The sequence below is a fragment of the Bradyrhizobium sp. 14AA genome (assembly GCF_054185205.1).
Genome location: NZ_JAVAYM010000018.1, coordinates 46357 through 60229, shown reverse-complemented (window position 1 = coordinate 60229; position 13873 = coordinate 46357). Strand labels below are relative to the sequence as shown.

The 13873-nt window shown below is 64.5% G+C and carries 13 protein-coding genes; 10 read left to right on the top strand and 3 right to left on the bottom strand.

The window, feature by feature from the left end:
* Positions 1-2 precede the first annotated feature (2 nt).
* The 6 genes from RAD15_RS28055 to RAD15_RS28030 all read left to right on the top strand — a co-directional run bounded on the left by RAD15_RS28055 (position 3) and on the right by RAD15_RS28030 (position 7524).
* On the top strand, positions 3-809 hold the full coding sequence (locus tag RAD15_RS28055; protein WP_458181457.1) for an enoyl-CoA hydratase/isomerase family protein: 807 nt from the start codon (positions 3-5) through the stop codon (positions 807-809).
* Positions 810-853: 44 nt separating this feature from the next.
* Positions 854-2725: an AMP-binding protein gene (locus RAD15_RS28050; RefSeq protein WP_458181456.1), complete on the top strand. Its 1872-nt coding sequence runs from the start codon at positions 854-856 to the stop codon at positions 2723-2725.
* A 90-nt stretch (positions 2726-2815) separates the two neighbouring features.
* Positions 2816-3943, top strand: a complete 1128-nt coding sequence (locus RAD15_RS28045) for an acyl-CoA dehydrogenase family protein (RefSeq protein WP_458181455.1) — start codon at positions 2816-2818, stop codon at positions 3941-3943.
* Positions 3944-4075: 132 nt separating this feature from the next.
* On the top strand, positions 4076-5320 hold the full coding sequence (locus tag RAD15_RS28040) for an acyl-CoA dehydrogenase (protein ID WP_458181454.1): 1245 nt from the start codon (positions 4076-4078) through the stop codon (positions 5318-5320).
* Positions 5321-5443: 123 nt separating this feature from the next.
* Positions 5444-6688 (top strand): acyl-CoA dehydrogenase, encoded by a 1245-nt coding sequence (locus RAD15_RS28035; RefSeq protein ID WP_458181453.1) that lies wholly within the window; start codon positions 5444-5446, stop codon positions 6686-6688.
* A gap of 137 nt (positions 6689-6825) precedes the next feature.
* Positions 6826-7524 carry a nitroreductase gene (locus tag RAD15_RS28030; RefSeq protein WP_458181452.1) on the top strand — a complete coding sequence of 233 codons (699 nt, stop codon included), beginning with the start codon at positions 6826-6828 and terminating at the stop codon, positions 7522-7524.
* A gap of 94 nt (positions 7525-7618) precedes the next feature.
* On the opposite strand, the gene RAD15_RS28025 is transcribed toward RAD15_RS28030, so the two are convergent.
* Together RAD15_RS28025 and RAD15_RS28020 are read right to left on the bottom strand one after the other, a co-directional pair.
* A complete protein-coding gene (locus RAD15_RS28025) occupies positions 7619-8167 on the bottom strand; it encodes a sigma-70 family RNA polymerase sigma factor (RefSeq protein ID WP_018316216.1) in 549 nt (182 codons plus the stop codon).
* Positions 8167-8400 carry a NepR family anti-sigma factor gene (locus RAD15_RS28020; RefSeq protein WP_458181451.1) on the bottom strand — a complete coding sequence of 78 codons (234 nt, stop codon included), beginning with the start codon at positions 8398-8400 and terminating at the stop codon, positions 8167-8169. The genes RAD15_RS28025 and RAD15_RS28020 overlap by 1 nt, the downstream gene beginning before the upstream one ends.
* A gap of 230 nt (positions 8401-8630) precedes the next feature.
* On the opposite strand from RAD15_RS28020, the gene RAD15_RS28015 reads away from it, so the two are divergent.
* Positions 8631-9437, top strand: a complete 807-nt coding sequence (locus tag RAD15_RS28015) for a response regulator (protein ID WP_458181450.1) — start codon at positions 8631-8633, stop codon at positions 9435-9437.
* Positions 9438-9518: 81 nt separating this feature from the next.
* Here the strand turns inward: RAD15_RS28015 and RAD15_RS28010 are convergent, their stop codons facing one another.
* Positions 9519-10373 carry an energy transducer TonB family protein gene (locus RAD15_RS28010; RefSeq protein ID WP_458181449.1) on the bottom strand — a complete coding sequence of 285 codons (855 nt, stop codon included), beginning with the start codon at positions 10371-10373 and terminating at the stop codon, positions 9519-9521.
* Positions 10374-10551: 178 nt separating this feature from the next.
* Between RAD15_RS28010 and RAD15_RS28005 the strand changes: the two genes are divergently transcribed.
* The 3 genes from RAD15_RS28005 to htpG all read left to right on the top strand — a co-directional run bounded on the left by RAD15_RS28005 (position 10552) and on the right by htpG (position 13818).
* Entirely contained in the window at positions 10552-11151 is a 600-nt protein-coding gene (locus RAD15_RS28005) for a nuclear transport factor 2 family protein (RefSeq protein WP_458181448.1), read from the top strand.
* 250 nt (positions 11152-11401) lie between these two features.
* Positions 11402-11815, top strand: a complete 414-nt coding sequence (locus RAD15_RS28000) for a hypothetical protein (RefSeq protein ID WP_458181447.1) — start codon at positions 11402-11404, stop codon at positions 11813-11815.
* Positions 11816-11940: 125 nt separating this feature from the next.
* Complete coding sequence (gene htpG / locus RAD15_RS27995) at positions 11941-13818, top strand: molecular chaperone HtpG (RefSeq protein WP_458181446.1); 1878 nt, start codon at positions 11941-11943, stop codon at positions 13816-13818.
* Positions 13819-13873 lie beyond the last annotated feature (55 nt).

Here is a 13873-nt window from a genome sequence, read left to right as displayed (position 1 = left end):
CCATGTCCCAGCCGCTGCTGATCGAGCACGACGACGGCGTCGACCGGGTGACGCTCAATCGTCCTGACAGTCTCAACGCGCTCGATCCCGCGCTGATCGATGCGCTCAATGTTTACTTCCAGGGTCTTCAGCGCAAGCGCGACACGCGCGTCGTGGTGCTGAAGGGCGCGGGGAAGAATTTTTGCGCGGGCCTCGACCTCAAGGCCGCGATGGCCCGCCGCGCCGGCCAGCAGGAGCCGCCCGGCGTCACGGAGTCGCTGGATTCGCAGCGGCGCATCGCCGACATCGTGATGCTGATGCGGCGCTGTCCGCAGCCGATCCTGGCGCTGGTGCAGGGCGCGGCGGCCGGCGGCGGTTTTGCGCTGGCGCTGGCCTCCGACATCCGTATCGCCACGAAGTCCGCGCGGATGAACTGCGCCTTCATCAAGCTTGGCCTCGGCGGCTGCGACATCGGCACCAGCTATTTCCTGCCGCGCCTCGTCGGCGTCTCCGTGGCATCGGAACTAATCCTCACGGGACGGTTCATCGGCGCCGAGCGTGCGCTCGCTGTGGGCCTCGTGTCCGAGGTCGTGGATGACGACAAGCTCGATGCGGCGGCCGAGCCTTACATCGATGCCATGATGACGGCCTCGCCCGTAGGGCTGCGTTTGTCGAAGGAGTGTCTCAACATGAGCGTCGATGCGGGGTCGCTGGAAGCCGTGATCGCGATGGAGGACCGCAACCAGGTCCTGTGCAGCCGCTCCGAGGAATTTTCGGAAGGCATCAGGGCCTTCCTTGAGAAGCGAAAGCCTGTCTATATCAGGCGCTGAAGCACTGAGATCCGCAAAGGGCCAGAAATTCCGGGAGACGCAAAATGAGTGGAAGCGCGGCGGCGGCGATGACGAAGCCGGCCTTTCGCAAGGTCGAGTGGCTCGCGCGCGACATCGACGTCGAACGTCGCGGCGACGGCACGGTGGTGCTGAAGTCGCGCATTCCGCTGCAGCCTTACGAGACCCACATCCCGGCCGCGCTGGCGAAATGGGCGAAGGAAGCGCCCGAGCGCATCTGGCTGGCGCAGCGCGGTGGTCCAAATCGCGAATGGCGCAAGGTGTCCTATGGCGAGGCCAAGCGCACCGTGGATGGGCTGACGCAAGGCCTGCTCAAACTCAAGCTCGACGGGCGTCCGGTCACGATCCTCTCGGGCAATTCGATCGAGCACGCGCTGATGACGCAGGCCGCGATGCAGGCGTGCGCGCCGGCAGCACCGGTGTCGCCGGCGTACTCCCTGATGAGCCATGATCACGTCAAGCTGAAGTACCTGTTCGACCTGATCAAGCCGGCCGTGGTGATGGTGCAGGACGGCCCGACCTTCGCGAAGGCGTTGAAGGCGCTCGATCTCACTGGCGTCACCGTGGTCCACGTTGCGCGGCCCTGCGACGGCATCAAGAGCGTCAGCTTCGCCGAGCTTGCCGCGACGCCCGTAACCTCCGATGTCGAGGCATCGATCGCACAAATTACCCCGCAGACGGTCGGCAAGCTGCTGTTCACGTCAGGCTCGACCGGCATGCCCAAGGCCGTCATCAACACGCAAGCGATGATGTGCGCCAATGCGGCGATGATGATGCAGGTGCGGCCGCGCTCGCCTGATGGTCCGATCTCAACCATGCTGGACTGGATGCCCTGGAATCACACCATGGGCGGCAACGCTGCGTTCCACCCCATTCTCGTCGACGGCGGCACGCTCTATATCGATGACGGCCGGCCGATGCCGGGCCAGTTCGAGGAGACGCTGCGCAATCTGCGGGAGATCTCGCCGACCTATTACGCCAACGTGCCAGCCGGCTATGCGGCGCTCGCGGCGGCGATGGAGAAGGACGAGGTGCTTTGCCGCTCCTTCTTCAAGAATCTGTCGATCATGGCCTATGGTGGCGCGCGGCTGCCCGACGATCTCTACGACCGCATGCAGGCCCTCGCGGTGAAGACCACCGGCGAGCGCATCGTCTTCTACACCGGCTGGGGCTCGACCGAGACCGCCCCGACCTCGACCGGCACCTATTGGGACACCGAGCGCGTCGGCCTGATCGGCCTGCCGTTCCCCGGCGTCGAATTGAAGATGGTGCCGTGCGGATCGAAATACGAGCTGCGCCTGCGCGGCGTCAACGTGACGCCCGGCTACTTTGGTCAGCCGGATCTGACGAAGAAGATGTTCGACGAGGAAGGTTTTTACTGCATTGGCGATGCCGGCGTTTTCGTCGACGATTCCGACCCGGTGCAGGGCATCATCTTCGCCGGGCGCGTCGTCGAGGATTTCAAGCTCACCACCGGCACCTTCGTCCATGTCGGTTCGCTCCGCACCGACACGATCGCGGCCGCGACGCCGGTCGTGCATGACGCGCTCGTTGCGGGACAGGATCGCGCCTTCATCGGCCTGCTGGCCTGGCCGAATTTGCACGCCTGCCGCCAGCTCATCGGCAATCCCGATCTCAGCTTCGAGGACGCGGTAAAGCACCCTGAAGTGATCGCCTGCTTCAGGCGCGGGCTGGAGACCCACAATAAGGAGTGCGAAGGCGCCAGCAGCCGCATCATCGCGCGCGCGATGCTGATGGCCGAGCCGCCCTCGATTGACGGCAACGAGCTCACCGACAAGGGCTACATCAACCAGCGCGCCGGCCTCGAGCGCCGCGCCGCGCTGGTCGAGCGGCTCTATGCGGACAAGCCGGACCAGGATGTGGTCGTGCTGCGATGAAGCACTTCTCTCTCCACTCGTCATTCCGGGGCGCGCGTAGCACGAACCCGGAATGACGGTCTCAATGATAATAAACAAAGGTAGCCCGCCATGAACTTCGACTTCTCCGACGACCAGAAGCAGCTCCGCGATCAGGCGCGCAAATTCCTCACCGAGAAATGTTCGCCCAAGGCGGTTCGCGTCGTGCTCGACGGCAAGGCTCCTTACGACAAGGAGCTGTGGAAGGGCCTCGCCGAGATGGGCTTTCTCGGCGTCGCGATCCCGGAGGAGTTCGGCGGCGCCGGTGCCGGCCATCTCGAGCTCTGCGTGATCGCCGAGGAGATGGGCCGCGCGAACGCGCCGGTGCCGTTCTCATCGACGGTGTATCTTGCCGCCGAAGCGCTGCTGATCGCCGGCAGCGACGCGCAAAAGAAGAAATGGCTGCCGGCGATCGCCTCGGGTGAGGCGATCGGCACGCTGGCGCTGTTCGAGGGCAAGGGCAATCCGTCGCCGAAGAACGTCAAGCTGACGGCTGCGAATGGCGTGCTCAACGGCGTCAAGAAGCCGGTGGCCGACGGCGCGATCGCCGACTTCGCGGTGGTTGCCGCGCGCACGGGATCGAGCGGACGCGACGGTGACATCTCGCTGTTCCTGGTCGACCTCAAAGCGGGTGGCGTCGAGGTGAAAAGCCTCACCAATCTCGATCCGACCCGCGGGCAGGCCGAGATCAATTTCAGGGATTGCAAGGCCGAGCCGCTGGGCGCTGCCGGCGAAGGCTGGAGCATTTTGACCCAGGTGCTCGACCGCGCTGCGGTGCTGTGCGCCTTCGAGCAGGTCGGCGGCTCCGACCGCGCGCTGGAGATGGGCCGCGACTACGCGCTCGACCGCATCGCCTTCGGCCGTCAGATCGGCTCGTTCCAGGCGGTCAAGCACATGCTGGCCGACATGTATGTCTCCGCGACGCTGGCGCGCTCCAATAGTTACTACGGCGCCTGGGCGCTTTCGACCAACGCCGCCGAGCTGCCGGAAGCTGCCGCCGCCGCGCGCATCAGCGCGACGCAGGCGTTCCAGCACTGCGCCAAGAACAACATCCAGGTTCACGGCGGCATGGGATTCACCTGGGAGTTCGACTGCCACATGTACTACCGCCGGGCCAATGCGATGGCGCTCGGCCTTGGCAGTCTGTCCTATTGGGAGGATCAGTTGATCGATCGCATGCGCAAGAAGAACGCGGCGTGAGCCGTCGATCGTGTCCTGGACGCGGCGCTTAGCGCCGCAGAGCCGGGACCCAGGGGCCGCAATGGACCCCGGATCTGCAGCGCACCACTTCGTGCTGCGCAGCGTCCGGGGAACGAACCGAGAGATGAGACCATGAACTTCGACGACACCCCGCAGGAAGCCGAATTTCGCAGCCTGGCGCGCGCCTGGATCGGTGCGAACGCGCCGAAGCAATATGAGGACGAGCTGCGCAAATCCTCGCTCGGACGCACCGTGCTCAAGAACGCCAGCATTCTCGAGGTCGCAAAAGCCTGGCAGAAGAAGAAGGCCGACGCCGGCTGGGCCTGCCTGCACTGGCCGAAGGAGTATGGCGGGCGCGGTTCGTCGCCGATCGAGCGCGTGATTTGGCAGCAGGAAGAAGGGCCGTTCGGTCAGCTGTCCCGCATGTTCATCATAGGCCACGGCATGTGCGGGCCGACCATGATGGCGTTCGCGCGCGAGGAGCACAAGCGCACCTATCTGCCGCCACTCGCCTCCGGCGAGAAGGTGTGGTGCCAGCTGTTCTCCGAGCCCGCCGGCGGCTCGGACGTCGCGGGGCTTCGTACGCGCGCCGAGAAGGACGGCGACGACTGGGTGATCAACGGCCAGAAGATCTGGACCTCTGGCGCGCATTATTCCGACTACGGCATTTTGCTCACCCGCACCGATCCCACCGTTCCCAAGCACAAGGGCCTCACCATGTTCTTCCTGGACATGAAGAGTCCCGGCGTCGAGGTGCGGCCGATCAAGCAGGCGAGCGGGGCCTCCGACTTCAACGAGGTCTATTTCACCAATGTGCGCATCCCCGATCACCAGCGCCTCGGTGAGGTCGGCGACGGCTGGAACGTGTCGCTGACCACGCTGATGAACGAGCGTAGCGCGATCGGCGCGGCCGTCTCGACCGGTTTCCCGGAGCTGTTCGAATATTGCTCCAGCCTGATGCTCGACGACGGCCCGGCGATCGAGGATCGCGCGGTGCGCGCGAGGCTCGCCAACTGGGCGGTGAAGGCGAGCGGCCTGAAATACACCAGCATGCGCGCGATCTCGGCGCTGTCGAAGGGCGAGCGGCCGGGACCGGAAAATTCCATCGGCAAGCTGGTGGCGGGCTCGATGATCCAGGACGTCGCGACCTACGCACTGGACTTGCAGGGCGCGAGCGGCGTGGTCAGCGGCGAGGATGCCGAGCTGGCCGGCCGTTTCCAGGCGATGCTGCTGCGCGCGCCGGGCACGCGTGTCGAGGGCGGCACCGACGAGATCATGCGCAACATCATCGCCGAGCGGGTGTTGGGCCTGCCCGGCGATATCAGGGTCGACAAGGACGTGCCGTTCAACAAGATCCCGACCAAGGGAAGGGGTTAGAATCGTAGGGTGGGCAAAGGCGCGCCGCGCCGTGCCCACCAATTCTGTCGAGAACGAGGGAAGATGGTGGGCACGCTTCGCTTTGCCCACCCTACGCACCGAGCAAGGATTGAGAGGTCCGCCATGAATTTCGACGACACCCCGCAGGAAGCCGAATTCCGCCAGATCGCGCGCAAATGGGTCGCCGCCAACGCGCCGAAGGAGTTCGAGCAGGAATTGTCAAAATCCTCGCTCGGCCGCATCCGGCTCGCCAAGCACGACATGGTCGAGGTCGGCAAGGCCTGGCAGAAGAAGAAATTCGAGGGTAACTGGGCCTGCCTGCACTGGCCGAAGGACTATGGCGGCCGTGGCGCCACGCCGATCGAACGCGTGATCTGGCAGCAGGAGGAGGGCGTCTACGGCAAGCTGACGCAGCCGTTCCAGATCGGCGAGGGCATGTGCGGCCCGACGGTGATGGCCTTCGGCAGCGAAGACGCCAAGCGCCGGTACTTGCCGAAGCTTGCCTCGGGCGAGGAGATCTGGTGCCAGCTGTTCTCCGAGCCGTCCGCCGGCTCCGACGTCGCAGGTCTTCGCACCCGTGCGGAGAAGAAGGGCGACAAGTGGGTCGTCAACGGTCAGAAGATCTGGACCTCCGGCGCGCATTATTCCGACTATGGCCTGTTGATCGCGCGCACCGATCCGAACGTGCCCAAGCACAAGGGCCTCACCATGTTCTTCCTGGACATGAAGAGCCCGGGCGTCGAGGTGCGGCCGATCAGGCAGGCCAACGGCATGCAGGAGTTCAACGAGGTCTATTTCACCGATGTCGAGATTCCCGACAGCCAGCGCCTCGGCGCCGTCGGCGAAGGCTGGAGCGTCTCGCTGACCACGCTGATGAACGAGCGCATGTCGATCGGCTCGCGGCTTGCGACCGGCGTGCCCGAGATGTTCGAGTTTTGCTCCGACCTGATGCTGGAGGACGGGCTCGCGATCGACGATCCCGCCGTGCGCTCGAAACTCGCGAGCTGGGCGGCGAAGTCGAGCGGGCTGAAATACACCAGCTACCGCACGATCTCGGCGCTGTCGAAGGGCGAGCGGCCGGGCCCGGAGAATTCGATCGGCAAGCTGGTGTCAGGCATGATGCTGCAGGACATCGCGGCCTACGCCATGGACCTGCAGGGCGCGGCCGGGGTTCTCACCGGCAGCGACGAAGAGACGGTGCAGGGCCAGTTCCAGCAGATGCTGCTGTCCTCGCCCTCGATGCGCATCGCCGGCGGCACCGACGAGATCCTGCGCAACATCATCGCAGAGCGCGTGTTGGGTCTGCCGGGCGATATTCGTGTCGACAAGGACGTGCCGTACAACAAGATCCCGACCAAGGGGCGGTGATCTCGCCTCTCGCTGTATCTCGTAGGGTGGGCAAAGCGAAGCGTGCCCACCATATGCAGATGCTCAGAGGCAAGTCTGTCTGTGGGCACGGCGCGATGCGCCTTTGCCCACCCTACGAGAAGAGCGCGAGTTGATCCATGGACGCTACAGTGAACCAAAACGACCGCATCGGCGTGCTCGAAGAACTCCTCAACGAGCGCTACTCCGTCCGCGCCTTCTTAGCCAAAGAAGTCGACCGCGCGACTATCGAGCACGTGCTGACCACCGCGCAGCGCACGGCGTCCTGGTGCAACAGCCAGCCCTGGCAGGTCATCATCGCCAGCGGCGAGGCCAAGGAGCGCTTTCGCCAAGCGATCTACACGGAGGCGTCGGGCGGGCTCGGCGACGATTACGACTTCACCCCGCCACGCGAATATGTCGGCGTCTATCTCGATCGCCGCCGCGAGAGCGGCTTTCAGCTCTACAACACGCTCGGCATCGCCCGCGGCGACAGAAGCGCTTACGCCAGGCAGGCGCTGGAGAACTACAATTTCTTCGGCGCGCCGCATGTCGCGATCATTCACACCAACGAGCCGCTCGGCATCTATGGTGCGATCGATTGCGGTGCCTATGTCAGCAATTTCATGCTGGCCGCGCAGGCGCTCGGGCTCGGGACGATTCCACAGGCCGCGCTGGCGCGCCACTCCGGCCTGATCCGCCGCCATTTCAACCTGGCCGACGATCGCCGCGTCGTCTGCGGCATCTCGTTCGGCTATGCGGACAACGCGCACACGGTCAACAGCTACCGCACCTCGCGCGCCAGCGTGGCGGACACCGTGACTTTCGCGGACGAGTGACCCGGGAAGCACGCAGCGCGCCGAGATTCGCGCGCACATGAAGGCGGCCGAAGAAACGGCCGCCTTCACATCTGGTTTCGATTGACGCCGGGTCCTATCCGCCGCTGCCGCCGATCACGGCGCGCACCGTCTCGTCGGGCCCGAAGTCCTCGGCGCCGTCGACATAGAGCAGCGCGGCGAGCTTCGAGCGGGCGCGATTGACGCGGCTCTTGATCGTGCCGACCGCGCAGCCGCAGATCGAGGCGGCATCCTCATACGAGAAGCCGGAGGCACCGACCAGGATCAAGGCTTCGCGCTGGTCCTGCGGAAGCTTGTCGAGCGCGGTGCGGAATTCCTCGAACTCGAGATGCGCGTTCTGCGACGGCTGCGTCTTCAGCGTCTTGGCATAGTTGCCCTCGGCATCCTCCACTTCGCGCCGCCGCTTGCGATAGTCGGAGCGGAACAGGTTGCGCAGGATCGTGAACAGCCACGCCGGCAGGTTAGAGCCGGGCTGGAACGAGTCGATGTTGGCGAGCGCCCGCAACAGCGTCTCCTGCACCAGATCGTCGGCCCGGTCCGCATTGCCGCTGAGCGAAATGGCGAACGCGCGCAGACTGGGCACGGCCGCCAGGATGTCGTTACGCAGGGAGTCCGTGAGAGGCATTAATCCCTCCCATTGTTGTTGTCGTTAGAGCCCCCATTGGCTTGATCTTGGGGAGTGCCCGCCGTCGCATCAAGCTTCTTGATCAGCTCCGCGAACCGGTCTGGAACCCCCTGCCGCACCACGTCGTCATACATGGCGCGGAGCTGGTGCCCGATCCGGGATTGAATCTCCGGAGTGAGCCCTCCCTTGCCGGGGGTCGTGCTTTTGCTGGCTTGAGACTTGAGATCTTTCATGACCTGTTCCACGTTTCCCCGAGTTAAGTGACTGTAAATTCGAGAAGTTTTCTCAACCGGGAGCCGTTCCCTGGATAGGCACAATGCGGGCTGCCAACAAAAGTTCCCCCCAATACGGAACTTTTCTTGGCCTGAGGCGTAATCAGCCCAGCAGGGGAACCCGGGCCCCCCCGCTATGGCCTGACCGCAGGGTTGGGCCTCAAGGCTGGCCCGAAATGAATGGAGTGGGGATGTCCCGTTCACAGCTTGTTGCTGAACACTTGCCGTTGTTGCGCCGGTATGCACGCGCCCTGACGGGCAGCCAGGCCTCCGGTGACGCCTATGTCGCAGCCATGTTGGAAGCCATGCTGGGGGATCCGGCGGTGCTCGACGAGAGCCACGGGCCGCGCGCGGGTCTGTTCCGGCTGTTCACCCAGATCTGGAATTCCGTCTCGGTCAACGAGGATTCCGAGGTGACGACTTTGCCGATGCCGCCCGAGCGACGGCTGTCGAACATCACGCCGCTGCCGCGGCAGGCCTTCCTGCTGCTCTCGCTCGAGGGATTTTCGGAAGAGGAAGTCGGCTACATCCTCGGCACCGATGTCGGCGAGACGCGCCGGCTTGCGGACGCCGCGGGCCGCGAGATGGCCGCCGAGATTGCCACCGACGTGCTGATCATCGAGGACGAGACCTTCATCGCCATGGACCTCGAGAGTCTGGTGAAGAATCTCGGCCACAACGTCGTCGGCGTCGCGCGCACCCACGCCGATGCGGTGGCGCTGGCCAAGAACAAGCGGCCCGGCCTGATCCTCGCCGACATCCAGCTCGCCGACGGCTCGTCGGGCCTCGACGCCGTCAACGAGCTGCTGCGGACCTTCGAGGTGCCGGTGGTGTTCATCACCGCCTATCCCGAGCGCTTCCTCACCGGCGAGCGCCCCGAGCCTGCGTTCCTGATCTCAAAGCCGTTCCAGCCCGCGATGGTGTCGGCGGTGGCGAGCCAGGCGCTGTTCTTCCAGCGCAACTCGCGCAACCGCACGCCCAAGGCGCCGGCGGCGTAAGGAAGTTTCCATTGGAGCGGAAAATGGCGCGCCGCAAGGCGCGCCATTTTTGTATGTGGCGGGTCGTCGTTTTGCTCCGCCTCAGCAGCCGCGGCAAATGCTGCGAAGCATGGAATTAAGCTTGGCGTCGCTCGGTCCAGACGATTTCGCGTTCAGCTTGCCCTGATCCTCGATCCAGGATTGGAGAAATTTTTCGCTTTCCGGCGACGGCCCCGCCGGGGGAGGCTGCGTCCCGTCGAAGCTCATGAGGACGGTTATTCTCTGCAGATCATCCTTTGCCTCGGCGGGCGGTTTTGGGAATGGCACGGATCGCTCGACCATGGCGAGCGTCGCGGCATCCAGCGACGCGATGCCCGTGCTTTCCACCAAAGCGCTTGAGATCAATTTGCCCGAACGATCGACCACGAATGTGACGCCGGAATCGCCTTTCTGGCCCATCGCCCCTGACGGAAAAGCTCTGTGGCGCCAGACATGTTCGGTGACCGTCTTGCGCCATACGGCCATGGGATCGGACTCCGTGGCGGCGGGGACAGGCCTGAGCGCGACCCCGAAGGGCGGCACCTGAAATTGACGGCCGCTAAAGACAATCGGCACGGTTAAAGATAATGAGTCGTCCTTCAACTCCGGAGGCGGTGCAGGAAATGGCTCGGCGCGGGCGACGATCGCCAGCGCAGCATCGTCGAGCGGCCGCGAGCCGGTGCTCTCAGCCAACGCATGCGAGATCAGCTTGCCGGACCGGTCGATGACGAAGCCTACCTTGGCCTCACCGGTTTGCCCCATTGCCTCAGCTGGAAATACCCTGCTCCTGGCGATGTGTGCCGACAGCTTTGCCTTCCAGGCTTTGACGCTCTCGCTCTGCGTATCGGTCTGCGCATGCGCAGGAAAAGCCGCGAGCAATCCGAGAAGTGCGGCCAGCAAGGGGAATTTCATCTGCATCGACGCGGATATTAATCGCCATCAGGTTGATTGCAAGGATTGCTGCTCGTACTGCGTTCGAGCAGGTGTGGGCAATTCGAGGGGCTGGGAAGCGCGCTTGACGGCGGCTCAATTGCCCCGTTGATATTTCGGGCCGATGACATCCATTCGCAGCCTCAAGCCGCCGGAGAGACTTAATATGGACCAACAACTGCTCGATCGCCTCGCCATCCGCGACCTCGTCGAGAATTGGGCGGTGTGGCGCGACGCCGGTGACTGGGAGCGCTTTGCCACGGTCTGGCATGAAGAGGGCTGGATGTCCGCCACCTGGTTTCAGGGGCCGGCGCGGGATTTCATGCGCGTCAGCCAGGAGGGATTTGCCAAGGGCGTGCGCATCCTGCATTTCCTCGGCGGCACCAGCATCGATCTGGAGGGCGCGCGGGCCATCGCGCAAACCAAGATGACCATCTCGCAGCGCGCGCCGGTGCATGACGTGGTCTGCGATGTCGTCTGCACCGGGCGATTCTACGATTTCCTGGAGAAGCGGAAGGGCCAATGGGGCATCGTCCGCCGCCAGCCGATCTACGAGAAGGACCGGATCGACCCGGTCGATCCCGCCGCGACGCTCCGCCTCGACCGGCAAGCGCTCGCCGCGCTGCCCGAGGGCTATCGCCACCTCGCCTACATGCAGGAATTGATCGGCTACAAGGTCAAACGCGACATGCCGGGCCTGATCGGGCCCGAGGTCGAGAAGCTCTATGGCGAAGGGCGGGAGTGGCTGGCGGGGAAGGCGAGGTGAGCCCCAGAAAAAAGTAAGGCGCGACTGGCATCACCACAGTCGCGCCCTACGTCACCGGCTTATGGGGCAGGGGGGAATAGCCGGCTGTTGAGACGACTCTCCACTGCCGGAGTCGTTCCACCCCGTTGCGAATTTTTTTGCAGGGGCGACCGGCGTTTCGCACACGGTTAAGTGATCGTAACGGCCGAGAACCCCCGGTCCTCCGCCCGCGTTGTTCCCGCGATCGCCATGGGGCGAGGGACCGACAGCCATGTCACAGATTCAAAAGGTATTTTTGGGTGCCGTCGCAATTGCTGCGACGCTGGGCGCCGTCCAGGTCGGCGCCGTGCAACTGGCCTCCGGCCATGATCTGGCCGACCGCTGGCAGGCGGTCGCCGACAAGCCGGACCACAACGTCAATCGGACCGGCAAGGCCGACCGGCTCGCCGAGATCAAGCAGGCCGCAGTTCCCACCCGCACCGTGTCGATGCGGCTGAACGACCTCGCCGACACCTCGGTGCTGCTGCGGGTCCCCGCGGTGATCGAGACCGGCAACGCCAAGCCGCCGGCGCTGCTCCAGAACCAGAAGAAGGCGCGCAACCGGCCGACGATCGCCTGCGAGCCGATGGTCAGCTCGCTGACCGAAGTCGCAAAACTGCTCCAGCCCGGCCGCTGCGTGACCTGATTCGCCTCGCCCACCGGACAAATCGTCCTCCCGCCGGGAGGGCGATTCTTCACGTCCACTTGATCCCGTATCCCCTCGCGTTATATCCCGGGTTTCTTCCCTTTCCGTTTTGACCGGGTAAACGCATGACGACGTCAGACACGGCTGTGCATACGCAGCCATTCCAGGCCGAGGTTTCCGAGCTCCTGCACCTCATGGTGCACTCCGTCTATTCGGAGACCGACATCTTCCTGCGCGAGCTCGTCTCCAACGCCTCGGACGCCTGCGACAAGCTGCGCTACGAGGCGATCGCCAGTCCCGCGCTGCTGGGCGAGGGCGACGCGCTCAAGATCCGCATCATCCCGAACAAGACGGCCGGAACGCTTGTCATCGCCGACAACGGCATCGGCATGGAGCGGCAGGAGCTGATCGACCATCTCGGCACCATCGCCCGCTCCGGCACCAAGGCGTTCGTGTCGAAGCTGAAGGAGGCCAAGGATGGCCTCGGCCTGATCGGCCAGTTCGGCGTCGGCTTCTATTCGGCCTTCATGGTCGCCGACAAGATCGTCGTGATCAGCCGCCACGCCGGCGAGAACGACGTCTGGACCTGGAGCTCCCAAGGCGGCTCCGGCTTCGAGATCGCCCGCGCCGGCGACGAGGAAGCGGCGCGCCTGGCGCGCGGCACCGAGATCGTCCTGCACCTGAAGGACGACGCGAAGAAATATCTCGAGACCTACGAGATCGAGCGCATCGTCGGGGCCTATTCCGACAACATCCTGTTCCCGATCGAGCTGGTGCCGGAAGAGGGCGAGCCGCGCCAGATCAATTCGGCGAGCGCGCTGTGGCAGCGCTCGAAATCCGAGCTGACCGCGGAGGACTACAAGAAGGCCTATCAGCAGATCGCATCCGCCTTCGACGATCCCGCGATGACGCTGCACTATCGCGCCGAGGGCCGTTATTCCTATGCCGTCCTGCTGTTTGCGCCGTCGACCAAGCCGTTCGACCTGTTCGAGCCGAACCGCAAGGGCCGCGTCAAGCTCTACGTCCGCCGCGTCTTCATCACTGACGACGCCGATTTGCTGCCGGGCTATTTGCGCTTCGTCCGCGGCGTCGTCGACAGCGAGGATCTCCCGCTCAACATCTCGCGTGAGATGCTCCAGAACAATCCGCAGCTGGCGCAGATACGCAAGGCCGTGGCGACCCGCGTCGTGTCCGAGCTCGAAAGCCTCGCCGAGAAGGACGCGGAGAATTTTGTCAAGATCTGGGACGCTTTCGGCGCGGTGCTGAAGGAAGGCATCTACGAGGATTTCGAGCGTCGCGAAAAGCTGCTCGCGCTGTCGCGCTTCACCACGACATCGGGCGAGAAGCGATCGCTGAAGCAGGTCATCGCCGACTTCAAGCCAAACCAGACCGAGATCTATTATCTCGTCGGCGACAGCATCGAGCGGTTGAAGTCCAATCCGCGGCTGGAGGCCGCCACCGCACGCGGCATCGAGGTGCTGCTGCTGTCTGATCCGGTCGATGCCTTCTGGACATCGATGCCGTCGGACTTCGAAGGCAAGCCGCTGAAGTCGCTGAGCCAGGGCGATCTCAACCTCGACCTGATCCCGCGCGTCGACGACAAGGACGAGGCGAAGAAGGACGAGCCTGAAGCCGATGAAGCCGCCACCATCGCCCTGATCAAGGCCGCGCTCGGCGAGCGCGTCAGCGACGTCAAGGCCTCGACGCGCCTCACCAGCTCGGCCTCCTGTCTCGTCGCCGACAGCCAGGGCCCAAGCCGCGAGCTCGAGCGTATCCTGACCCAGCAGAACCGGGGCACGCGCACCAAGCCGATCCTCGAGATCAATCTGCGCCATCCCCTGGTCACCGCGATCACCAGGGCCCAGGCAGGCTCGAAGGCGGTCGACGACCTCAGCCTGCTCCTGCTCGAACAGGCACAGATCCTGGACGGCGAATTGCCGGAAGACCCGGCGGCGTTTGCCGCGCGGTTGAACCGGCTGGTGTTGCAGGGGCTGAGCGGATAGCGCAGCGCGCCGCACTCACCTTGGCGTCATCTGTCCCTAGGAACAGTCGCCTCCG

What these genes read in the sequence shown, in the direction of transcription:
- RAD15_RS28035 (WP_458181453.1), top strand. Translation starts at nt 5,444, where the DNA reads ATGAATTTCGACGACACCCCGCAGGAAGCCGAATTCCGCCAGATCGCG.
- RAD15_RS28025 (WP_018316216.1), bottom strand. Translation starts at nt 8,167, where the DNA reads ATGCCTCTCACGGACTCCCTGCGTAACGACATCCTGGCGGCCGTGCCC.
- RAD15_RS28005 (WP_458181448.1), top strand. Translation starts at nt 10,552, where the DNA reads ATGGACCAACAACTGCTCGATCGCCTCGCCATCCGCGACCTCGTCGAG.
- RAD15_RS28015 (WP_458181450.1), top strand. Translation starts at nt 8,631, where the DNA reads ATGTCCCGTTCACAGCTTGTTGCTGAACACTTGCCGTTGTTGCGCCGG.
- RAD15_RS28010 (WP_458181449.1), bottom strand. Translation starts at nt 10,373, where the DNA reads ATGCAGATGAAATTCCCCTTGCTGGCCGCACTTCTCGGATTGCTCGCG.
- htpG (WP_458181446.1), top strand. Translation starts at nt 11,941, where the DNA reads ATGACGACGTCAGACACGGCTGTGCATACGCAGCCATTCCAGGCCGAG.
- RAD15_RS28030 (WP_458181452.1), top strand. Translation starts at nt 6,826, where the DNA reads ATGGACGCTACAGTGAACCAAAACGACCGCATCGGCGTGCTCGAAGAA.
- RAD15_RS28000 (WP_458181447.1), top strand. Translation starts at nt 11,402, where the DNA reads ATGTCACAGATTCAAAAGGTATTTTTGGGTGCCGTCGCAATTGCTGCG.
- RAD15_RS28040 (WP_458181454.1), top strand. Translation starts at nt 4,076, where the DNA reads ATGAACTTCGACGACACCCCGCAGGAAGCCGAATTTCGCAGCCTGGCG.
- RAD15_RS28050 (WP_458181456.1), top strand. Translation starts at nt 854, where the DNA reads ATGAGTGGAAGCGCGGCGGCGGCGATGACGAAGCCGGCCTTTCGCAAG.
- RAD15_RS28055 (WP_458181457.1), top strand. Translation starts at nt 3, where the DNA reads ATGTCCCAGCCGCTGCTGATCGAGCACGACGACGGCGTCGACCGGGTG.
- RAD15_RS28045 (WP_458181455.1), top strand. Translation starts at nt 2,816, where the DNA reads ATGAACTTCGACTTCTCCGACGACCAGAAGCAGCTCCGCGATCAGGCG.
- RAD15_RS28020 (WP_458181451.1), bottom strand. Translation starts at nt 8,400, where the DNA reads ATGAAAGATCTCAAGTCTCAAGCCAGCAAAAGCACGACCCCCGGCAAG.